Raw genomic sequence first — 22,529 nt, forward strand, 5'->3', positions numbered from 1 at the left:
AGGTAAAGATTACATGGCTATCGAAATCAACGTACCGGACATCGGTGCAGATGAAGTTGAAGTCACCGAAGTGCTGGTGAAGGTTGGCGACAAAGTTGAAGCTGAACAGTCGCTGATCACGGTTGAAGGTGATAAGGCTTCTATGGAAGTCCCTTCTCCGCAAGCTGGTGTCGTGAAAGAGATTAAAGTCTCTGTCGGTGACAAAGTTGAAACCGGCAAACTGATCATGATTTTCGATTCCGCCGACGGTGCAGCTGACGCTGCACCTGCTAAGGCAGAAGAGAAGAAAGAAGCGGCTCCGGCTGCTGCACCTGCGGCCTCCGCAGCGAAAGAAGTCAACGTACCGGATATCGGCGGTGACGAAGTTGAAGTGACCGAAATACTGGTTAAAGTGGGCGACACCGTTGCTGCTGAACAGTCTCTGATCACCGTAGAAGGCGACAAGGCTTCTATGGAAGTTCCGGCACCTTTCGCGGGTACGGTTAAAGAGATCAAAATCAACACTGGCGATAAAGTCTCTACCGGTTCTCTGATCATGGTCTTCGAAGTTGCTGGCAGTGCGCCAGCAGCCTCAGCAGCGAAAGCTGAAGCGGCACCTGCTGCTGCACCAGCGGCCTCTGCGGCGAAAGAAGTTAACGTACCAGATATCGGCGGCGACGAAGTTGAAGTGACCGAAGTGATGGTTAAAGTTGGCGATAAAATCGCGGCTGAGCAATCACTGATCACCGTTGAAGGTGATAAGGCTTCGATGGAAGTCCCTGCGCCGTTCGCGGGTACGGTTAAAGAAATCAAAATCAGCACCGGCGATAAAGTTAAAACCGGCTCACTGATCATGGTCTTCGAAGTAGAAGGCGCTGCACCTGCGGCGGCTCCGGCTGCCAAGCAAGAAGCGGCTGCTGCACCAGCTCCGGCGGCAAAAACTGCTGCTGCACCGGCTGCGAAAGCGGAAGGCAAGAGCGATTTCGCTGAGAATGACGCTTACGTTCACGCGACGCCGGTTATTCGTCGTCTGGCACGTGAATTCGGCGTGAATCTGGCGAAAGTGAAGGGTTCTGGTCGTAAAGGCCGTATCCTGCGCGAAGACGTTCAGGCTTACGTGAAAGATGCCGTGAAACGCGCTGAGTCTGCGCCAACTGCTGCCGCTGGCGGCGGTCTGCCAGGCATGCTGCCATGGCCGAAAGTCGATTTCAGCAAGTTTGGTGAAGTTGAAGAAGTGGAACTGGGCCGCATCCAGAAAATTTCTGGTGCTAACCTGAGCCGTAACTGGGTGATGATCCCGCACGTTACGCACTTCGATAAAACTGATATCACCGATCTGGAAGCGTTCCGCAAACAGCAGAACGTCGAAGCTGAGAAGCGTAGACTGGATGTGAAAATCACCCCAGTTGTCTTCATCATGAAAGCCGTTGCTGCTGCGCTTGAGCAAATGCCACGTTTCAACAGTTCACTGTCTGAAGATGCTCAACGTCTGACGCTGAAGAAATACATCAACATCGGTGTAGCAGTTGATACCCCGAATGGTCTGGTGGTTCCAGTGTTCAAAGACGTGAACAAGAAAGGTATCGTCGAACTGTCTCGTGAATTGATGGCGATCTCCAAGAAAGCCCGTGACGGTAAGCTGACCGCAGGCGAAATGCAGGGTGGTTGCTTCACTATCTCCAGCCTGGGCGGTATCGGGACTACGCACTTTGCGCCGATCGTCAACGCGCCTGAAGTCGCTATTCTTGGTGTGTCTAAGTCCGCGATGGAACCGGTCTGGAATGGTAAAGAGTTCACTCCGCGTCTGATGATGCCGATGTCTCTGTCCTTCGACCACCGTGTCATTGACGGTGCTGATGGTGCTCGCTTCATTACCATCATTAACAATACGTTGTCTGACATCCGCCGTCTGGTGATGTAATCGAAAAGCCGGCCTGACGGCCGGCTTTTTTCTGATAAGCTGTTATTTGTTACAGCTGTCAGTGATCAAGGACAAATCGTTAGTCGCTTGTTGTTTCAAAATTGTTAACGATTTTGTAAACTACAGTGGCAAAGACACGTCCCGGTGGAAGAGGGCGTTATTAAAAATGCACCCTAAATCTGAATGATGACGGGTGTGACGTCACAGACCCGCCGGAAAACAATTAAGAGGTCATGATGAGTACTGAAATTAAAGCTCAGGTAGTGGTACTTGGTGCCGGCCCCGCGGGTTACTCTGCTGCATTCCGCGCGGCGGATTTGGGTCTGGAAACCGTACTGGTAGAGCGCTACTCCACGCTGGGTGGGGTGTGTCTGAATGTCGGTTGTATTCCTTCCAAAGCCCTGCTGCACGTTGCCAAAGTTATTGAAGAAGCCAAAGCACTGGCGGAACACGGTATCGTGTTCGGTGAACCTAAAACCGACATTGATAAAATCCGTCTGTGGAAAGAAAAAGTCATCAACCAACTGACCGGTGGTCTGGCGGGTATGGCGAAAGGCCGTAAAGTTAAAGTCGTTAACGGTCTGGGCAAATTTACGGGTGCCAACACGCTAGAAGTTGACGGTGAAAACGGCAAAACGACGATCAACTTCGATAACGCGATTATCGCTGCGGGTTCACGTCCGATCCAACTGCCTTTCATTCCTCATGATGACCCGCGTGTATGGGATTCTACCGATGCGCTGGAGCTGAAAAGCGTCCCAGAACGTCTGTTGGTGATGGGCGGCGGTATCATCGGTCTGGAAATGGGTACGGTTTACCATGCTCTGGGTTCACAAATCGACGTCGTTGAAATGTTCGATCAAGTGATTCCGGCCGCTGACAAAGATGTCGTTAAGGTCTTCACCAAACGTATCAGCAAGCAGTTTAATCTGATGCTGGAAACTAAAGTGACGGCAGTAGAAGCCAAAGAAGACGGCATCTATGTGACGATGGAAGGTAAAAAAGCGCCAGCCGAGCCACAGCGTTACGATGCGGTTCTGGTTGCTATCGGTCGTGTACCGAACGGTAAAAACCTGGATGCAGGTAAAGCGGGCGTGGAAGTTGACGATCGCGGCTTCATCCACGTGGATAAGCAAATGCGCACCAACGTGCCGCACATCTATGCTATCGGCGACATCGTCGGTCAGCCGATGCTGGCGCACAAAGGCGTGCATGAAGGCCATGTTGCTGCCGAAGTAATCTCCGGTAAGAAACACTACTTCGATCCGAAAGTGATTCCTTCTATCGCCTATACCGAACCGGAAGTCGCTTGGGTGGGTCTGACTGAGAAAGAAGCCAAAGAGAAAGGCATCAGTTACGAAACCGCGATCTTCCCATGGGCAGCGTCTGGCCGTGCTATCGCGTCCGACTGCGCTGAAGGTATGACCAAACTGATTTTCGACAAAGAAACTCACCGCGTTATCGGTGGTGCGATTGTCGGTACTAACGGTGGCGAACTGTTAGGCGAAATCGGTCTGGCGATCGAAATGGGTTGTGATGCAGAAGATATCGCACTGACCATCCATGCGCACCCAACGTTGCATGAGTCTGTTGGTCTGGCAGCTGAAATCTTTGAAGGCAGCATCACTGACCTGCCGAATGCGAAAGCGAAGAAGAAGTAAGTTCTTTCAGGTTCGAATAGCGTGAATTCAATCCGGTACCGTAAAGGTGCCGGATTTTTTTTATGTATCAGACGCGGGAAACACCCTCGCACAGAGGAAATCCACCAGTGCCCGCACTTTTGGCGACGGGTGCTTGCTCGCAGGCCACAGCATATGGAAGACGCCGCCGCGTTCCACGTAGTCGCTCAGGATCGGCTGTAGCAGTCCCTCAGCCAACTGTTCGCGGATAGAGAAATCCGGCAGGTAAGCGATCCCGAGCCCCTGTAGTGCAAAACAGACGCGCGTTTCGATATTGTTGCAGATCATCGACGTAGGCAACTGCAACTCTGGTTCGTTGGGGGCAAGTCGCAGCGCCCACTGCTCTAGTTTTCCGCTGCTGGGAAAGCGATAGTGCAGGCAGGCATGCTGCATCAGGTCGGCAGGTGTCTTGGGCGTTCCCCGACGAGCAAGGTAGTCTGGCGCTGCCACCAGCAGAAAACCGAAGGTGCCCAGCTTACGTGCGGTGAGGCGAGAGTCAACGGGGTCGCCTGTCCGTACTACGGCATCGAACCCTTCTTCAATGACATCCACCATCCGATCGGTGAAATCCAGCTCCAGTTCGATTTCGGGATATTCGCGCATGAAGTCGCCGAGCACGGGGAGCACGAGTGAGCTAACCAACGGCAGGCTTACCCGCAGGCGCCCGCGCGGTGCGGCATTGGTCTGTGACAGTTCCAACTCTGCTGCCTCGATTTCGGCCAGGATGCGTCGGCTACGCGCGAGAAATAGTGAGCCTTCAGCCGTCAGTGTGATGCTGCGGGTACTGCGATGAAACAGCCTCACGCCTAGCTTTTCTTCGAGCCGTGCGACGCTTTTCCCCACGGCAGACGCTGACACGCCCAGTAATCGACCCGCAGCAACGAAACTACGCGTTTCAGCCACCTGCACAAACACCACAAAGCCATTCAGGCTGTCCATACTGCTTCCTCATTGCGGATGTTTTATTCCGTATATCGAGGAACTGTAGCCTACTTTTTCTTTAATTGTCGATTTTCTATCGTAACGGGAACGCTCATTGATGAAAGGAACATTTCGTGATAACTCCCGCATTTCCCCTGTGTACTGATGCTCCGTCAGCGCATCTCTCTGCCCAAATTCAGGCTGTTGTTCAACAGGCATTAGATGATCGGCGTTTGGTTGGTGCCGTCGTGCTGGTAGCACGCAACGGTGAATTGATTCATCAGCAGGCTGCAGGGTGGGCTGACCGAGAGAATGCTCGCCCGATGGCGCTGGACGCCATCTTCCGGCTGGCTTCTGTGAGCAAGCCCATCGTGTCCGTAGCGGCGCTGGTGCTTGTGGCGCAAGGTCGGCTCGATCTGGATGAGGATATTACTCGCTGGATGCCAACGTTCCAGCCCCGGCTGCTCGATGGCAGCTCGGCGCGCATTACCGTGCGACAGCTGCTTAGCCACACCGCGGGTTTAAGCTATCGATTTTTCGAGGCTCACGCGGATGGTCCCTACGCGCAAGCGGGGATATCGGATGGTATGGATGCTTCCGGCATTAGCTTGAATGAGAATTTGCGTCGTATCGCCAGCGTTCCACTGCAATACATACCGGGAACGGCCTGGGGCTATTCGCTGGCAACGGATGTATTGGGAGCCTTGATCGAGCACATTCACGGTTCATCACTGGACGAGGCGGTACGCCAACTGGTGACCGACCCGCTGGGCATGCACGATACTGGCTTCGTTGTGCGTGATCCATTGCGCCTGACGACGACTTACGTGAACGATACTCCACAGCCGCATCGCTTGGCCGAAGGTGAAACGGTTTCCCCTTTTGAAGGGGCAATCGGCATCACCTACAGTCTCGCCCGCATCTTTGATGCACAGGCTTTTCCATCGGGCGGTGCTGGCATGGCGGGTACGCCGTGGGATCTGCTGCGTCTGTTAGAAGCGCTGCGTAAAGGGGGCGGTGTACCGCTGCCTGACGCGCTGATCGAGGAGATGGGACGCGATCAGACACAGGGTCTGGAATTGCCCAATGCACCGGGTTGCGGTTTTGGCCTCGGTTTCTCGGTCTTGCGCGATCCGCAGTTAGCTGAGTCGCCGGAGTCATCAGGCACCTGGCGCTGGGGCGGTGCCTACGGTCATTCATGGTTTGTCGATCGAACTCAAGGTTTGAGCGTGGTGGCTTTCACCAACACGATGTATGAGGGGATGTCGGGACGTTTTGTTACCGATCTGCGTGATGCGGTGTATGGCGCGTTGGAGACAGAGCAATGACAGCCTCAATCACAACTTCAATGACGAGGACACAGCGCGACAATTTGCCCATTGCTTCACTGCTTGCGCTAGCCATGGCGGCCTTCATCACTATCCTGACCGAAGCGCTGCCTGCGGGTCTGCTGCCGCAAATGGCGCAGGGGCTAGCGGTGTCCGAAGCCTGGGTCGGACAAACCGTCACTATCTATGCTATGGGTTCTCTGGTAGCTGCGATCCCGTTGACCGCCGCGACGCAAGGTGTACGTCGCCGCCCGTTGCTGTTGGCAGCCATCGCAGGTTTCGTCGTTGCCAATACGATTACGGTATTTTCCGGTAGCTATGTGCTGACGATGGCGGCGCGTTTTCTGGCAGGTATTGCAGCGGGTCTGCTATGGGCACTACTGGCTGGCTATGCAGCCCGTATGGTGCCTGAACATCAGAAGGGACGCGCTATTGCGATAGCGATGGTCGGCACGCCATTGGCGTTGTCACTCGGCGTGCCCGCTGGCACCTTTCTTGGCAACCTGATCGGTTGGCGAATGTGTTTCGGTATGATGAGTGGTTTAGCCGTCATACTCATGTTGTGGGTACGCGTACAGGTACCAGATTTTGCCGGGCAGCCAGTAGGTAAGCGTCTGTCGCTGGGGCAAGTGTTCACCGTAGCAGGCGTGCGACCCGTGCTATGCGTGGTGTTGGCCTTTGTGTTGGCGCATAACGTTCTCTACACCTACATTGCGCCGTTTCTTGCCGCGGCGGGCATGGTCGAACAGACTGGTTTGGTGCTGCTGGTATTCGGCATCACATCACTGCTGGGGATCTGGATCGTTGGCGTGCTGATTGATCGCCATTTGCGAGCCCTGACGCTTGCCTGCTCGGCATTGTTCTGCCTTTCTGTACTGGCGCTTGGCGTGGCAGGTGATGTACCCGTTGTGGTCTATGCGGCGGTGGCCGTCTGGGGACTCGCCTTTGGCGGTGCAGCGACATTGTTCCAAACGGCAATTGTCAGAACGGCTGAGGAGGGGGCTGATGTCGCACAGTCTATGTTGGTCACGGTCTGGAACATGGCTATCGCAGGGGGCGGTATCATCGGTGGTGTTCTGCTGGAGCGTTTTGGCGTTGTTGCATTCTCTCCGGTACTGCTGGCGTTGTTATTGATTGCGCTCGCTGTGGTCTGGTCTGCCAGACAACACGGTTTCCCCGTGGCACGGCGGTAAGATGGCGCAGCGCCAAATTTTTTGCCTGCGGCTTCGCATAATGCGCGCTCCGTCCATTTATTTTTAGCCGCGTCAATTACAATCAAACCTCAAAAAAGAAACGATGTTTTATTTTTGAGGTTATGATGAATCTTAATACCTTACGCTCCTCTGTCTGGCTACTGGCGGCGTTGCTAGCCAGCCCTTCACTGATGGCGAACGATATGAACCCTCACTCTCAAATAGCGGCGGATCAGGCGGTGACGGATGAAGGACTGCCTTCATTTTATCCGCAGCTTAAACAGCAAATGACCTACTCCGATTCCTGGCTATCTGGAAATTTTACGGATTTTAGCCAGTGGCAATCCCAGTCGAGAGAAACGCTGCGTTCGCTGCTTCTGACACCGAATTCCACCAAAGACTTTGCACCGCAGGCGATCGAAAAACAGGATCGTGGCAGTTACACGGCAGAAAAGGTCGCTTTCAATCTGACTGATGAAAGCCGCGTAGACGCGTTGCTCCTGACGCCAAAAAGCGCGGGGCCTCATCCGGCGGTGATCCTGCTGCACGATCACGGCGCTAAGTTTGATATCGGCAAAGAGAAGATGATCAAGCCGTGGGGCAATGACGAACAGCTCGCTTCCGCACAGGCGTGGGCAGATAAGTTCTTCACTGGTCGTTTTGTCGGCGATGAACTGGCGAAGCGGGGTTATGTGGTGCTGGCGGTGGATGCGTTAGGTTGGGGATCGCGCGGGCCGATCAAATATGAGCAGCAGCAGGCGCTGGCGAGCAATTTCTTTAATCTCGGGCGCTCGCTCGCCGGTCTGATGGCCTATGAAGATATGCGGGCGACGGATTTTCTGGCATCGCTTGAGCAGGTTGATAAACACCGTATCGGTGTCGTCGGTTTTTCAATGGGCGCGTATCGTGCCTGGCAGCTAGCAGCACTGTCTGACAAGGTGGCGGCAACCGCGGCGGTATCTTGGATTGGTACATACGACGGGTTAATGACGCCGGGAAATAATGTGCTGAGAGGTCAGTCGGCATTCTATATGCTGCATCCGGGACAATCGACGCGATTTGATTTCCCGGATGTAGCTAGCGTGGCGGCACCGAAGCCGATGCTATTGTTTAACGGTGGCAAAGATAAGCTGTTCCCGACGCAATCCGTTGAAGATGCCTACGCCAAGATGCACAAGGTGTGGCAATCCCAGCGGGCGGACATCAAGCTGCAAACCAAGATCTGGCCTGAGCTGGGACACGTCTTCTATCAGGAACAGCAGGAAGAAGTCTTTAGCTTTCTGGATCAATGGCTGAAACCCTAGCCAGCGGTGCCTGAATTGTAATAAGTTTTTGATAACATCAGGTTACTGATGCATGACTCGCCTCTGTGTGCTGTAGCATTCAGGGGCTTTTCAATTTTACAGGGATGAGGTGATGAAGAAATACCTGGGCATTATCATGATGGTGCTATGGCTGTCGGGTTGTAATGGTGAAAAAACATTTAGTGAGGGGAAATATCTGGTTGAGGATATTCGCGTTGTTTTTGATAAAAGTAAAAGTCCTGAAGCCAATAAAAACAGAGACGATCTTCAGGAACATATCGCGCAAGGTCTTAAAGGCATTAAAAACGACATCTATTTTAATCTGACACCGACTCAGGTGAACTACTACAGCGTAGATGGCGAACATACCGAGGACATAAAAGATAACCGAGTACAGATAAACGGTTCGTGGCACACGCTAGCAATCATCGGGAAAAACAAGGTTCAGTTCGTATCGGATAAAAGCGCTGCCTGTGCATTTTATTTCTGTGAAATCACGATGGTCTTGAAAAAGACGGAAGAACAGTCACCCGATTTACTCAAGATTAAGCAACGTTTTGAAGATCGCAAAAAAGCCTATCAGGCGCAACTTCTTAAAGAGAAAGAGGCGTTTAACCGTGAGCCGATGAGCGATTTCCCCGGAGTTCCCTTTTATCCTGAAGAACATTTTACGATTAAGCTGCCGTTTGCCATGTATGACAAGCTGAGTTTGTGGGAGCACGGGATTTATATTCGCAGAATGGGACGTCTGCTTATCGACCAGGAAAATAAAGATACGCAGATCTATTCCTATCGAGATCGACAGAATAAAACTGATTTTGACCTATTCACCGTTAGCGCGGCGAAAGCGGATTTTAATCTGGCACTGTGGCTGGAAGGGCAAAAGGGCATCTTGTTCCAGTCAGAAAACGGCGCGGCATACGATAATCAACAAGGAAAATTGGAAGCTGTTTATTTTCAATATGATGAGGCTAAACAGCGCTATTTTATTGGGTTAGCGAATGCTGAGGACACCGCCGCGTTAGCCAAAGCATTTGCCGTACTGCGTACGATGGATGAACGCTATCGTGGCGAACAAGCGCTGTCGATGTACGATCTAGCATTATCTCCGCAGGCGTTGGAAGCGAAGTATGGTGTAAAGATTGCGGATGAATTTAATATCGCAGAAATGCATCAGGCTATTTGGAAAAAACTCGAACAACGTATGGAGAAGCCTGAGCGTTTTATTAAACGCAGCATGTCAAAAACGCGCATTGAAATACGGTTTCCATCAGAAGTGTTTAAATATGACATTTATTTTAAGATCGTTCCCGAATCGATTCCTGAACTCATGGCTGAAACCAAAGAGATCGTCCCCGAAGGTAAAGAAGCGGGTGACATTTTTATTTATGGCGACAGCGCGTTTGTCGGCTATGAATACGATGTGAATGTGGGAAGTGGGCTCACATTACAATTTTTAGTACCGAAAGATGCAGGAACGCCGCTGGAACGCTTGATGTTTCTGCATGTATTACGTCAGCTTGATGTGGCGCGTTTCCCAGCTATTCCTGCACAAGAGAAAAAGAACCTGTTTCAGTATGGCGAGGCGTCGTTTTTCAAAACCAACTTTGATAATAGCTACTTCAAAGTAGAGCAAGGTCTTATCAACAGTACAGGCAAGCTAATCGTTGCTAATCCTGATGATGGCTATTTTGAGTTTGAATACAAGTCTCCCCATATACTGGCGACCCGTTATAAATCAGAGGGCGAAGGGAATTATTCCAGAGTACCGGGCGTGACGATATTTGATGAAAAAGGGAAATTAATTTCCCATCAGGCAGATTAAGTCGATCTGACGGTATGGTTGTTGTCGAGAATAGTGCTGCCGATAATGATGGTTATCGACAGCAATCAGCATCCCGTTAAAGCCAGTATTTTGTTAAAACCAGCATTGTTAAAATAGCAGCCCAAGCAAATAGCGTAGATCGCCTTCCTGCCGTAACGCGCAACGATCGGCGATCTGGTTGCTGTCGAGATGAGCCAGAGAACCGATGGTTTGCTGCAATTTAGCTCGTAGATCGGTTGGCCGTGCAGAGGTTTCCTGACGCGTGGTGCGCTGGATTAGCGGGCTGCCGTTACGCAAATGCAGGGTGACCTCATGAAAACGTGCTTCTGGGTCAAGCTCATCAGGTGGCGCTGTTTCATCGGCGCGGCGTATGACGCGCTTCGCCAGTGCTGAGATTGCTGCTTCAACTGGCGCTTCTGAAAAATGCGCCAGCTTCAGTTCCCCTTCAATCAGTGCCGCTGCAATGACATATTCCAGACTGAATCGTGCTTCTACGCCATTTGTCGCGTTACGGATGAAAGGAGCGACGTCGCCGCCCGGCGGGAAGGTTACCGTGATACGCTCGATAGCGTCGGCCAGATCGGCATCCGCACCATTTTGCTCATGCCACTGCTCCCGCAACGCAAACGCGGCTTCGGCGGCGCTGTGGGTTCCGCCACAGGTTGGGTAGCGCTTGAACTCCAGACCGGGAGAAAGAATGCGCCACGGCGCTCCCCAGTTTTCAACCAGCAGTGCTGGCTGCTGTTTTTGATCGCCATGCGCGGCAAGAAACGCATCAATCACCAACTGCTTGTTGCCCTCGAAGCCTGCTAACCCCAGCTTGACGGCGGTTAATCCTGCTCTGGCAGAAAGCCCGGCGTGTAACGGTTTGACCGCTGAACCAAACTGCGCCCGCAACCCAGCGGCCTGTGTGGCGGCTAAGCCAAGAATAGTTTGTGTTTGCTCTATTGATGCATCAGACAGACGTGCCGCCGCAGCCGCAGCGGCGATAGCGCCGAGCGTGGCCGTGTTGTGATAGCCGAGACTGTAATGACGCGGGCCGCACGCCAGCCCGATTCTGCCAGCGGCTTCTACGCCTACCACATAGGCTGTCAAAAACGCATCTTCCGTAACGGATGAATCCTCCGCAGCAAGGGCAAACAGCGCAGGTAGAATGACGGTGCTAGGGTGGCCGCGAAATGCAGGATGATAATCGTCAAAATCCAGTACGTGACCGGCATAACCCAAAATCAGACTACGCGTCAGGCTGTCCGTGCCGCTAAATACCTGCTTTAACGGCGCGAGCCCGCTATCAGCAATCGCCCCCTGTGCGATCGGGAGCGCGGTGGAGATGAAGTCAGTCACCCCTTCCCGGGCGGCATCAATCGCGTCTTGGTTTGGCTCGCTATGGATAATGTGGTGGGCAAGCGTTGCGGTGATATCAGTCTGATTGGTCATGAGTTGTCAGGCATCTTGGCAGAAAAACACTAATTTACTGCGCATCGCTGAATAGCAATTAATAACCAAACGGAATAATAAATTCCATTTGGTTATTAGTGGTTAGAATCAAAAGCGGTCTTTTAGCTGCCCAGGTGTAATGCCAAATGCACGGCGCAGCGCGGTGGCAAAGTTGGCGGGGCTGTTGTAGCCCGCGATGCTAGCTGCTTGAGCAATACCGATGCCGTCTTTTTGCAAGGCTAGCATGGCACGTTGTAGACGGCAGTTACGAAGGTACTCAAAAACGCTCATATTGAACGTCTGGCGAAAATGGCGCTGCAGTGTGCTTTCGCTCATGTTGACGCTTTTGGCGATTTCACTCATCGAAAGATGATCGGCGCTGCCGCTTTCCAGCATATCTCTGATCTGCTGAATTCGATGGTAGCCGCGCAGGCTGACACCGCTATTTTTCTCCTGCGCCACGCTGGCGGTCAGTGACGTAAACGCTTCGATAATCAGGCTCATGCACTGCGTTTCCAGATAAAGGCGCTGGAGCGGCGTTTGGCAAGGTTTAGCATCCAGCGTTTGTAAGGCAATTGCCAGCGCCTGTCGGGACGGTGTCCATAAGTGTGTCGCAAGGTGAGTCTGTGTGAAATCGTGGATAGCCTGCCAGTCGCCAACGGTATCCATCATATTGCCGTACAACCATTCTCTGTCGAACGTTAGCGTAATGGTGCGTTCATATTCATCACGCTTGCCGATGCGGGTAAACATCGTCGGCTCCGTTAGTGCAATCAGGGAAGCGGGTTGGCTCTCTCCCAGATGCAGTTCCTGATGGCCAAATGAGATATGTGCATTGCCGCTCACCACGATGGCCAGCTTGATCGCACCATCCAGCAGGTTTTGGGTTTTCATGTTGTGGCGATTAATCACATCTGCGGTATGTAGGATCAGATGCGGATTGAGCTGCACAACCGTGAACGATCCGAATAGCACCGGTGTGTTATCGATCAGCCGGGGACCAATAAAACGGTAATTATTCGCGACCAGACTCGATTGCTGAACGATGTGATCTTTGTAGATCGGCTTTGATGACTGAGTGAAGCTGCGCACGTGATTACCTACCTGATTAAACCCTTCGACCTGCGCCTTCCATTTTGATGCTTTGGCAAAACATTTTGCTGCTAGAGCAAACCCCGTCCTGAATGACAAATGTAACAATGACCGCGCCAAAATGGTAATGCAAATACTTCTCAATAGCATTTTTCGTTGGGGAGGTCACATTGCACGATAAATGCATCTTCCATTTCTGGCAATGCGGAGAAAAGGGCTGATTGATTACAGACAGTATTTCATAACAACGATACGTGATGCTCCGTTTGCATGACGCTTCTCTCCCGATAACCGCTACGTCTGCGCGTTTTATCTCCGCCGTTATTCAGCACTTTTGCTGATTGTCGTTAGGTGTCGCTGTACCGGCTGCGATGTTGAACCTTTTTCAGGCTACTTATTCATTTCTTACAGGGCAGGATAATTTTGATGAAACTACCACAATCGCGCCGTTATTTGGCGACGCTCATTGGCGTTAGCTGCGGGATGACTTCGTTTCTGAGTGCGGCGCAGACCTCGACCATTCCTTCAACAGAACCTGCTCCTCAGGTGCAGAATCAGACCGAGAATAGCCTATCGGGAGACACGATGGTGGTGACGGCTGCGGAGCAAACTCGCCAGGCTCCTGGCGTGTCGGTGATTACGGCTGAGGATATCAGCAAACGTCCACCTGCTAACGATCTGTCTGAGCTGATTCGCACGATGCCGGGTGTCAATCTGTCCGGTAACTCAACTAGCGGCCAGCGTGGCAACAATCGTCAGATCGATATCCGCGGTATGGGACCGGAAAACACGCTGATTCTGGTGGATGGCAAGCCAGTGTCGAGCCGTACGGCAGTACGTTACGGCTGGCGCGGTGAGCGTGATACTCGCGGTGACACCAACTGGGTGCCTGCGGACATGGTTGAGCGCATTGAAGTGCTGCGCGGCCCAGCGGCAGCGCGCTATGGTAACGGTGCCGCGGGCGGTGTGGTCAACATCATCACCAAACAGCCGACGCAAGAATGGCACGGTACCTGGAATACTTACCTGAACGAGCCGGAACATAGCTCGGAAGGTGCAACCAAGCGTACCGATTTCAGCCTGATGGGCGGCCTAACCGACAGCCTAAGCTTCCGCCTGTTCGGCAATCTGAATAAAACTGAGGCCGATGCACGCGATATTAATGAAGGACATCAGTCCGTGCGCGCGGGTAATCAGTCAGCTTCACTGCCTTCTGGGCGTGAAGGGGTACGCAACAAAGATATCAATGGCCTCCTGCGTTGGGATATGACCAAGCAGCAGTCGCTGGAGTTTGAAGCAGGTTCCAGCCGTCAGGGTAATATCTATGCGGGCGATTCGCAAAATACCAACACAAACGCGCTTGTCGTCAGCAATTATGGCAAGGAAACCAACCGCATGTACCGGCAGAATTTTGCGGTCACACATCGCGGTTACTGGGACAGCGGCGTCAGCTCTACGTCGTATCTGCAATACGAACGTACGCATAATACCCGTATCCTTGAGGGTCTATCTGGCGGTTTAGAAGGGATTTTTGATACCACTAATCCAAACCAATATGGCACGATAAAGCTGGATAATTTCACTGCGCATAACGAAGTGAATCTTCCGCTGAATGTCTGGGTCGATCAAGTCTTAACGTTCGGGGTTGAGTGGAACGAGCAGAAGATGAAAGACCCGGTTTCTAACTCGCAGACAACAACCGAAGCAGGCAGTGTGGGTTCGCTTAGCAGCAGTGGTCGCAGTGAGAAATCTGTCGCTCGTCTGGCTTCTGCCTTTGTGGAAGATAACGTCCAATTGACCGACAGCACTATGCTGACGCCTGCACTGCGTGTCGATCATCACAGCACGGCAGGTACCAACTGGAGTCCGTCGCTCAATTTGTCGCAGGAATTGGGTGACGACTACACGCTGAAGTTAGGTATCGCTCGTGCTTATAAAGCACCGAACCTGTATCAGACTAACGAGAATTACCTTCTCTATAGCCGTGGCCAAGGCTGTGCTGGCGGCACATCTTGCTACCTGATCGGCAATGAAGATCTGAAAGCGGAAACCAGCCTGAATAAAGAGATTGGTCTGGAGTTTCACCGCGATGGGTTGATCGCGGGCGTCACCTACTTCCATAACGATTACCGTAACAAAATTGAAGCAGGCAATACTGTCATTGGTAAAGCGGTGGGCGGTACTAATTCCCAATATGCTAATGCTAATATTTTCCAATGGGGCAATGTACCGAAAGCCGTCATTCAGGGACTGGAAGGTAACCTGACCGTTCCTGTCACGGAGACGATCAACTGGCGTAACAACCTGACCTGGATGCTGGAATCGAAGAATAAGACCACGGGTGACTACCTGTCGATTACGCCTGAATTTACGCTGAACTCATCGGTGGACTGGCAGGCGACGGAGAGCCTTTCCTTCCTGGCCGATGTGACCTGGTATGGTCGCCAGAAGCCGAAGAAATATAACTACAAAGGTGAGCGCGTAACGGGTAGCGCCACCAATGAGTTAAGCCCTTATGCACTGTTCGGGTTAAGCAGTACCTATAAATTTAACAAGAACCTGAGCGTGACGGGCGGTGTAGAGAACCTGTTGGATAAACGCCTGTTCCGTGCGGGTAATGCGCAGGATGTGGTGAACAATAATGTTGTCACCATTGCGGGTGCCGGTGCGGCAACCTATAACGAACCGGGACGCACTTTCTTTGTCAGCGTGAAGACGTCGTTCTAAATCTTATACCCGTCATACTGAGTCGCAAACGCCATGGGAAATCCCGTGGCGTTTTTTATGGCGTGCCATCCCTGGCCGTCACCCCGCGGGCCCTTGCTGCGCAACGTTAAAAATTTCTCCCGGAAATTTTTTATTATCGCTATCAGGGACAGAAAAGGGCTTTTAAGGTGGCGACGATTTTCTCTACGTCGTGATTTTCGATGCGGTAGTACAGTGTTTGTGACTCGCGCCGATAGCTAATCAGCCCTTCTTCACGCATTTTTGCCAGATGTTGCGAGAGGGCGGACTGGCTCAGCGGGATATGCTCAAGTAACGTACCCACCGACATTTCGTTGTGCTCAATGAGTAAGCAAAGCACCAGTAGCCGGTTTTCGTTGCCAATCGCGCGCAGCAATGCCGCTGCTTTTACCGCGCCGTCTTGCATGAATTCCCGATCCGAATTACTCAACGCCATATTCACTCCGCCGTGCGTTACTGACTAATTTAGTGATGCCTAATGTATTGAGCTTACCATACCCTCGACCTTGAGTGAGGAGAATGACTAGCATCGATAAAGCCGCGGGTGATGGAACCCGCGCTATGCTACCTGCGGTTTACAATAAGGTCGTTCCTCCTTACAATAACCTGACATCCTTTCCTGAATCTGCTGCTGCAGGAAAAACAACCTTCTCCTCGAAACGGGAGGAGCGATTTTTTGTTTTTCTAGGTAGCACCATGTCTACATTCACTCGCTTACAAAAACGTTTATCCCGTTTGGGGATAGACACCGATTACCAACATTCTATTTATCATCTCCGCAGGCAGTGCGCAGAAGCGCAGGTTCTGTTGCCGGAAGCGTTGCCGCTGGAAGAAAAAGCGGTTCAGCAACTGCTGGATTTCGCCTCGGTTCATATGCCGGGCAGTGATGCGCACGTCTGTGCCGCTCGCGCGACGCCGGATTTCCACCCCGGTACGCTTGCGCCCGTCGGCAGTATTGTTGCCACAACGGAGAACTTCGTTATCCCTGCGGCGATTGGGACGGATATCAATTGCGGCATGCGCTTGCTGACCACGGGCGTGCATCATGCGGATGCCGATGAGCACAAACCCGCGCTGATTCAGGCGCTCAAAAATATGTTACTTCTGGATCAGCGCGATGTTCCCGTCACGCCGGATTCGTTTTCTGCGCTCTTTGATGAGGGGCTGTCGGCGTGGCTGGCGGCACTGCCTATGCAGGGGCTTTGGCAGGGCGTGGACTTCCAACGACTGTCGGCTGAGCTTGCTTCTATAGCCGGAACTAAGTCGATTCATGCTCATAGTCGACATGCACCTGAACCGTTTTTTGCGCCTCGTGCGATTATTCGTCCTTCCAGTCTGGGCACGGTCGGGTCGGGTAACCACTTCGTTGAGCTGCAAATTGTCGATGCCGTTTTGGACCGACATGCGGCGTATCAGGCTGGTGTGAAGGAAGGAGAAGTCGTCGTTATGATTCACACCGGTTCACGAGACGTTGGCTTTTATGTCGGCCAACGTGGGATTGATAAAGCGCGCACCTGCTGGCCAACTGGGGAGAAATATCCGGCATCCGGTCTGTTTGGTCTGGTTGATGAACACGCGGCGGATTATATGGAGGCCATGGGCGTCGCTGCCCGTTATGCGTGGATCAATCGGATTGTGCTGACTGAACTGATCCGTTCTTCTTGGAAACAGGTATTTACGCGGGATACCAGCAAGCTGGTTGTTGATCTATCACATAACATCATTCTGCCGGAACATGGAATGAACCTGCATCGCAAAGGGGCGACACCCGCAAAAGCTGGGGAGTTTGCGCTGATTCCCGGTTCAATGGGAGATTACTCCTATCTCGTTACTGGGAAAGGGAACCCCGATTGGCTGTGGTCGTGTTCACACGGTGCAGGGCGTGCCGAGCGTCGGCAGAGTATGCGTAACAAGGTCGATACGGCGAAGCAAGTCGATGCGCTGCCCTGGCAATGTATTACGCTGAAGGACGAACGCCTGCGGGAAGAAGCACCTGCGGCCTATAAACCGGTTACGCCCGTGATTGATATTCAGGAACAGTCAGGGCTGATTCAACCTGTCGCACGGTTGCGCCCGTGGCTGACGTTTAAGGCCTGATGTGACCCGTCCCTAAAGGAATAGATTCAATACTTTTGTACTGAACATTGCGCCCCAATCGGCGAGTGGTTGATTGGGGCGTATGTTCTTCATCGCCAGCGCCCGTTGTTGGGCATTTGTGGTTATCTGTCCAGACTAGGGTTTTTGTTTGATGACGTTATTGGCGCCGCTAGACGAGAATTTCGGCTCTGTTCCGCCCCATGAGAGGCGGTTACTGATGCCATTGAAAGAGACCAGAGCAGGCCCGTTAAAATCAAAATCGAGATGATGCTCCGTGCCGGTTACGTTCACCTTTACTGGCTTATCATCGGCAACAATGTGAGTGCGGATCGTGTTTTTATAGGCGGCGACGGTCAGGTCTCCGGTTGATTGACCTGTAACGGCAATCTCGGAACCGGTCACGGTAAGCGATGTGGCGGTATCGAATGTGACGTTGTGCTCGGAACCCGTGACGGAAATCGCGGCACATTTGCCTGTGAGGGCGATGTTATTGCCGTTGCCTGAAATACTGACATCATTACCATTACAAGGAATATCGCGTGTTAAGCCGATACCCTCCAGTTCGATAGGTGCGGCATAGACAGATGCGGTGAACGCCAGAAGTGTGGCAGAAACCACGTGCAGATACCGTTTCATCTTCATGGAGTCTTTCCTGTTATCAATGAAGCCATCCGGCATTGTTGCCGTGGGGCCCTATCATCTGTTAACACTTATCCAGACTCTATTGCGAACATTCTGATTATCGCTGCGTCTTTAGACGATGCTTAATCACGTTATGTTGTTAAAAACCCACATATTACGTGGTTAAATCAGCATAGTTAGTGTGCGCTGTCAGGGACATGCTATTCTGCTGATGTCGGTATTTTTCAGTGATAGTGACATTGGTCACATAGCACAGTTGAATAAAAATTAATGTTGCTATTATGTGAACGAATTAACAATCAATTCAAATCCTGATATGCTGACGAGGCTGGACCGGACACTCTGCTACCTTACATCCACACGCTGACACCCAGGCATGGACACCACAAGTGGGAACAAGAGCGCCGGGCATAATGAAGACAATGAGAGCGAGGAGAACGTCGTGCTAGAAGAATACCGTAAGCACGTAGCTGAGCGGGCTGCGCAGGGAATTGTTCCTAAACCGTTAGATGCCACGCAGATGGCCGCGCTGGTTGAGTCACTCAAGAATCCCCAAGCAGGCGAAGAAGACGCGTTGCTTGATCTGTTGATTAACCGTGTTCCGCCCGGTGTTGATGAAGCCGCCTACGTGAAGGCTGGTTTTTTGGCTGCCGTCGCTAAAGGCGAAGCCACTTCCCCCTTGGTTAGCCAGGAAAAAGCGATTGAGCTGCTGGGCACCATGCAAGGTGGTTATAACATTCATCCGCTAATTGATGCGTTAGACAGCGACACGCTGGCACCGATTGCCGCGAAAGCGTTGTCCCAGACGCTGCTGATGTTTGATAACTTCTATGATGTGGAAGAAAAGGCGAAAGCAGGCAATGCGCACGCCAAGAAAGTGATTCAATCCTGGGCTGATGCCGAGTGGTTCCTGTCCCGCCCGAAACTGGCGGAAAAAATTACCGTTACCGTCTTTAAAGTCACCGGTGAAACTAACACGGATGACCTGTCTCCGGCACCTGATGCCTGGTCACGCCCTGATATCCCGCTGCACGCATTGGCGATGCTGAAAAATGCCCGTGAAGGCATTGATCCCGATCAGCCTGGCAACGTGGGCCCGATCAAACAGATCGAAGAACTGAACAAGAAAGGCTTCCCTCTGGCTTACGTCGGTGACGTCGTCGGTACAGGGTCATCGCGTAAATCTGCGACCAACTCCGTGTTGTGGTTCATGGGTGAAGACATTCCTCATGTTCCGAACAAACGCGGCGGTGGTGTGGTGCTGGGCGGCAAGATTGCCCCGATCTTCTTCAACACTATGGAAGATGCCGGTGCGCTGCCGATCGAAGTCGATGTTAACGATCTGAATATGGGTGATGTGATCGACATCTATCCATATGAAGGTGAAGTACGCCGTCATGATACGAATGAAGTGCTGGCGACATTTGCCCTGAAGACCGACGTATTGCTGGATGAAGTGCGCTCCGGTGGCCGTATTCCACTGATCATCGGACGCGGGCTGACGTCTAAAGCGCGTGAGTCACTGGGCTTGCCGCACAGCGATGTCTTCCGTATTTCCAAAGCGGTTGAAGCCAGCAAAAAAGGCTTCTCACTGGCGCAGAAAATGGTCGGTCGCGCTTGTGGCGTCGCGGGTATTCGTCCTGACGAATACTGCGAACCGAAAATGACGTCAGTAGGTTCACAGGATACCACCGGGCCGATGACTCGTGATGAGCTGAAAGATCTGGCTTGTCTCGGCTTCTCCGCTGACTTGGTGATGCAGTCGTTCTGTCACACTGCGGCCTATCCGAAGCCGGTTGACGTGACCACGCACCACACGCTGCCTGATTTCATCATGAACCGTGGCGGCGTATCGCTGCGTCCGGGTGATGGTGTTATCCACTCCTGGCTGAACCGTATGCTGCTGCCGGATACCGTTGGTACGGGCGGTGACTCCCACACCCGTTTCCCAATCGGCATCTCTTTCCCTGCGGGTTCTGGGCTGGTGGCGTTCGCTGCGGCTACGGGCGTGATGCCGCTGGACATGCCGGAATCCGTTCTGGTGCGCTTCAAAGGCAAAATGCAGCCGGGTATTACCCTGCGCGATCTGGTTCATGCGATTCCGCTGTATGCCATCAAACAAGGCCTGCTGACGGTTGAGAAGAAAGGTAAGAAGAACATCTTCTCTGGTCGTATTCTGGAGATCGAAGGTCTGCCGGATCTGAAAGTCGAGCAGGCGTTTGAATTGACCGACGCCTCTGCGGAACGTTCTGCGGCAGGGTGTACGATCAAGCTGGATAAAGCGCCGATCATCGAGTATCTGAACTCCAACATCGTGCTGCTGAAGTGGATGATCTCCGAAGGTTACGGCGATCGTCGTACGCTGGAACGTCGTGTTCAGGGTATGGAAAAATGGCTAGCGGATCCGCAACTGCTGGAAGCAGATGCCGATGCCGAGTATGCGGCGGTGATCGACATCGATCTGGCCGACATCAAAGAGCCGATCCTGTGTGCACCGAACGATCCAGACGATGCGCGCTGGCTGTCTGACGTGCAGGGCGAGAAGATTGATGAAGTCTTCATCGGTTCCTGTATGACCAACATCGGGCACTTCCGTGCGGCGGGTAAACTGCTGGATAGCCACAAAGGCCAGTTGCCGACCCGTCTGTGGGTTGCGCCACCGACCAAAATGGACGCTGCACAGCTGACGGAAGAAGGCTACTACAGCGTGTTTGGTAAGAGTGGGGCGCGTATCGAGATCCCAGGCTGCTCGCTGTGCATGGGTAACCAGGCGCGTGTGGCTGATGGTGCGACCGTCGTTTCTACGTCGACCCGTAACTTCCCGAACCGTTTGGGAACCGGTGCCAACGTCTATCTGGCGTCTGCTGAGCTGGCTGCGGTTGCCTCGCTGCTGGGCCGCTTGCCAACGCCGGAAGAGTACCAGACCTATATGTCGCAGGTGGATAAAACCGCGCAGGACACCTACCGCTATCTGAATTTTGACCAGTTAGGTCAATATACTGAGAAAGCCGATGGTGTGATCTTCCAGACTACCGTCTAACTCGCTATAGTTCGCATCCCTACACCGAAGGAGGCCTTGTGCCTCCTTTTTTTCTGCCTGCTCCATTCCACCTTGTGCATCTGCAACATCAAAGGTGAAGGTGCATCACGACGATAGGGTGTAGAGGCGACTAAACTGAACAGAAGAAACATCACAGTGGGGATGGCATCATGGACTATGAATTTTTGCGGGATGTGACGGGTCAGGTCATCGTTCGTATGTCGATGGGACATGAAGCGATTGGGCACTGGTTCAATGAAGAAGTGAAAGGCCAGCTAACGATATTGACTGACGTTGAGGATGCGGCGCGCTCCGTCGCAGGCAGCGAGCGGCAGTGGCGACGCGTGGGCCACGAATATACGTTGCTGCTGGATGAAGAAGAAGTGATGGTGCAGGCGAATCAGCTGTCTTTCACCACGGATGAGCTGGAGGAGGGCATGAGTTATTACGACGAAGAGAGCCTGTCTCTATGCGGTCTGGATGATTTTCTGACGCTGGTGGAAAAGTATCGCGAGTTCATCCTGCATTGATCGTTTTAGTTATTCGAGTGTTTTGATAACACGATCATTTTGAAAACACCACCCGCCAGACGGATGGTGTTTTCCATCAGTCAGCCAAGATTGGCATGACCGAAGCGTGCCTGCCAGTCATGATCGAAGCGGTTAAGTGCATCGTCAACCGCAGGATCTTGCAGGAACAGCTCGGCAACGGCTGGGTCAACCGTAATAGCCTGACACCCAGCCAGCAGGCAGTCCAATACCTGACGCGGCGTGCGAAAGCTGGCTGCCAGTACCTGAGTCTGCGGGCTGTGCAGGTTAATCAGGGTTTGTAGCTCTTTCACGAGCGCAATCCCGTCTCCACCCTGTGCATCAATGCGATTGACGTAAGGGGCGATATAGCGAGCGCCCGCCAATGCGGCATAAAACCCTTGTCCTGCACCGTACACTGCGGTGCCGAGCGTGGGAATATCCAATTCCGTCAATTGCTTAATGGCACGTAATCCCGCGTGTGTTACCGGCACTTTGACGACCAGAGAAGGAATCACCTCTCTGAGCTTTAATGCCTCTTCCACCATCACGTCAGGATCGCGTGACATCACCTGAGCAAACAGCTGTCCTTCTGCGCCGATAACGGCCTGCATGTCTCGCAGCACGCTATAAATATCAGATTTTCCGCGTGCGACAATACTCGGGTTGGTGGTCACGCCTTTAATCGGTAACACGCCAGCGAGTCGTTCCACTGCGGCTACATCAGCCGTATCTAAATAGAATTCCATCATTTTCTCCGTACTGAAATCGGTGTTTCGGATGACATCAATACTGTGGC

The 22,529-nt window shown here is 52.6% G+C and carries 16 protein-coding genes; 10 read left to right on the forward strand and 6 right to left on the reverse strand.

Going from position 1 to position 22,529, the window contains the following annotated elements; all coding sequences use genetic code 11:
- The first annotated feature begins 13 nt into the window (after nucleotides 1–13).
- Together aceF and lpdA are read left to right on the forward strand one after the other, a co-directional pair.
- Nucleotides 14–1,900 (forward strand): pyruvate dehydrogenase complex dihydrolipoyllysine-residue acetyltransferase, encoded by a 1,887-nt coding sequence (aceF, locus tag DUT67_RS03545; protein ID WP_113632753.1) that lies wholly within the window; start codon nucleotides 14–16, stop codon nucleotides 1,898–1,900.
- A 236-nt stretch (nucleotides 1,901–2,136) separates the two neighbouring features.
- Nucleotides 2,137–3,561: a dihydrolipoyl dehydrogenase gene (gene lpdA, locus DUT67_RS03550; RefSeq protein ID WP_048262297.1), complete on the forward strand. Its 1,425-nt coding sequence runs from the start codon at nucleotides 2,137–2,139 to the stop codon at nucleotides 3,559–3,561.
- 60 nt (nucleotides 3,562–3,621) lie between these two features.
- Here the strand turns inward: lpdA and DUT67_RS03555 are convergent, their stop codons facing one another.
- Nucleotides 3,622–4,518 carry a LysR family transcriptional regulator gene (locus DUT67_RS03555; protein WP_113632754.1) on the reverse strand — a complete coding sequence of 299 codons (897 nt, stop codon included), beginning with the start codon at nucleotides 4,516–4,518 and terminating at the stop codon, nucleotides 3,622–3,624.
- A 116-nt stretch (nucleotides 4,519–4,634) separates the two neighbouring features.
- On the opposite strand from DUT67_RS03555, the gene DUT67_RS03560 reads away from it, so the two are divergent.
- The 4 genes from DUT67_RS03560 to DUT67_RS03575 all read left to right on the forward strand — a co-directional run bounded on the left by DUT67_RS03560 (nucleotide 4,635) and on the right by DUT67_RS03575 (nucleotide 10,150).
- Nucleotides 4,635–5,828, forward strand: a complete 1,194-nt coding sequence (locus DUT67_RS03560; protein ID WP_113632755.1) for a serine hydrolase — start codon at nucleotides 4,635–4,637, stop codon at nucleotides 5,826–5,828.
- Nucleotides 5,825–7,021, forward strand: a complete 1,197-nt coding sequence (locus DUT67_RS03565; RefSeq protein ID WP_262983995.1) for an MFS transporter — start codon at nucleotides 5,825–5,827, stop codon at nucleotides 7,019–7,021. The genes DUT67_RS03560 and DUT67_RS03565 overlap by 4 nt, the downstream gene beginning before the upstream one ends.
- A gap of 125 nt (nucleotides 7,022–7,146) precedes the next feature.
- Complete coding sequence (locus DUT67_RS03570; protein ID WP_113632844.1) at nucleotides 7,147–8,325, forward strand: dienelactone hydrolase family protein; 1,179 nt, start codon at nucleotides 7,147–7,149, stop codon at nucleotides 8,323–8,325.
- A gap of 112 nt (nucleotides 8,326–8,437) precedes the next feature.
- Nucleotides 8,438–10,150, forward strand: a complete 1,713-nt coding sequence (locus DUT67_RS03575) for a hypothetical protein (protein WP_113632757.1) — start codon at nucleotides 8,438–8,440, stop codon at nucleotides 10,148–10,150.
- A gap of 108 nt (nucleotides 10,151–10,258) precedes the next feature.
- On the opposite strand, the gene DUT67_RS03580 is transcribed toward DUT67_RS03575, so the two are convergent.
- Nucleotides 10,259–11,587, reverse strand: a complete 1,329-nt coding sequence (locus DUT67_RS03580) for an MmgE/PrpD family protein (protein WP_048262287.1) — start codon at nucleotides 11,585–11,587, stop codon at nucleotides 10,259–10,261.
- A 108-nt stretch (nucleotides 11,588–11,695) separates the two neighbouring features.
- Entirely contained in the window at nucleotides 11,696–12,679 is a 984-nt protein-coding gene (locus tag DUT67_RS03585; RefSeq protein WP_048262284.1) for an AraC family transcriptional regulator, read from the reverse strand.
- Nucleotides 12,680–13,105: 426 nt separating this feature from the next.
- On the opposite strand from DUT67_RS03585, the gene DUT67_RS03590 reads away from it, so the two are divergent.
- On the forward strand, nucleotides 13,106–15,406 hold the full coding sequence (locus tag DUT67_RS03590; protein WP_048262282.1) for a TonB-dependent siderophore receptor: 2,301 nt from the start codon (nucleotides 13,106–13,108) through the stop codon (nucleotides 15,404–15,406).
- 142 nt (nucleotides 15,407–15,548) lie between these two features.
- On the opposite strand, the gene DUT67_RS03595 is transcribed toward DUT67_RS03590, so the two are convergent.
- Nucleotides 15,549–15,860, reverse strand: a complete 312-nt coding sequence (locus tag DUT67_RS03595; protein ID WP_113632758.1) for a metalloregulator ArsR/SmtB family transcription factor — start codon at nucleotides 15,858–15,860, stop codon at nucleotides 15,549–15,551.
- Between the two features lie 260 nt (nucleotides 15,861–16,120).
- Here DUT67_RS03595 and DUT67_RS03600 point away from each other — a divergent pair, with 260 nt between their 5' ends.
- The gene (locus tag DUT67_RS03600; protein WP_113632845.1) at nucleotides 16,121–17,521 is read left to right on the forward strand and encodes an RtcB family protein; all 1,401 of its coding nucleotides are present in this window, start codon (nucleotides 16,121–16,123) and stop codon (nucleotides 17,519–17,521) included.
- A gap of 135 nt (nucleotides 17,522–17,656) precedes the next feature.
- Here DUT67_RS03600 and DUT67_RS03605 read toward each other — a convergent pair whose 3' ends face one another.
- On the reverse strand, nucleotides 17,657–18,163 hold the full coding sequence (locus DUT67_RS03605) for a DUF3060 domain-containing protein (RefSeq protein WP_048262277.1): 507 nt from the start codon (nucleotides 18,161–18,163) through the stop codon (nucleotides 17,657–17,659).
- 442 nt (nucleotides 18,164–18,605) lie between these two features.
- Between DUT67_RS03605 and acnB the strand changes: the two genes are divergently transcribed.
- Nucleotides 18,606–21,203: a bifunctional aconitate hydratase 2/2-methylisocitrate dehydratase gene (gene acnB, locus DUT67_RS03610; RefSeq protein WP_113626799.1), complete on the forward strand. Its 2,598-nt coding sequence runs from the start codon at nucleotides 18,606–18,608 to the stop codon at nucleotides 21,201–21,203.
- Nucleotides 21,204–21,373: 170 nt separating this feature from the next.
- Nucleotides 21,374–21,733 carry a protein YacL gene (gene yacL / locus DUT67_RS03615; RefSeq protein WP_039305843.1) on the forward strand — a complete coding sequence of 120 codons (360 nt, stop codon included), beginning with the start codon at nucleotides 21,374–21,376 and terminating at the stop codon, nucleotides 21,731–21,733.
- Between the two features lie 80 nt (nucleotides 21,734–21,813).
- Here the strand turns inward: yacL and fsa are convergent, their stop codons facing one another.
- A complete protein-coding gene (fsa, locus tag DUT67_RS03620; RefSeq protein WP_011095277.1) occupies nucleotides 21,814–22,479 on the reverse strand; it encodes a fructose-6-phosphate aldolase in 666 nt (221 codons plus the stop codon).
- Between the last annotated feature and the right edge of the window lie 50 nt (nucleotides 22,480–22,529).

The organism is Pectobacterium peruviense, assembly GCF_003312355.2.
In the GTDB taxonomy this organism is placed as follows: domain Bacteria; phylum Pseudomonadota; class Gammaproteobacteria; order Enterobacterales; family Enterobacteriaceae; genus Pectobacterium; species Pectobacterium peruviense.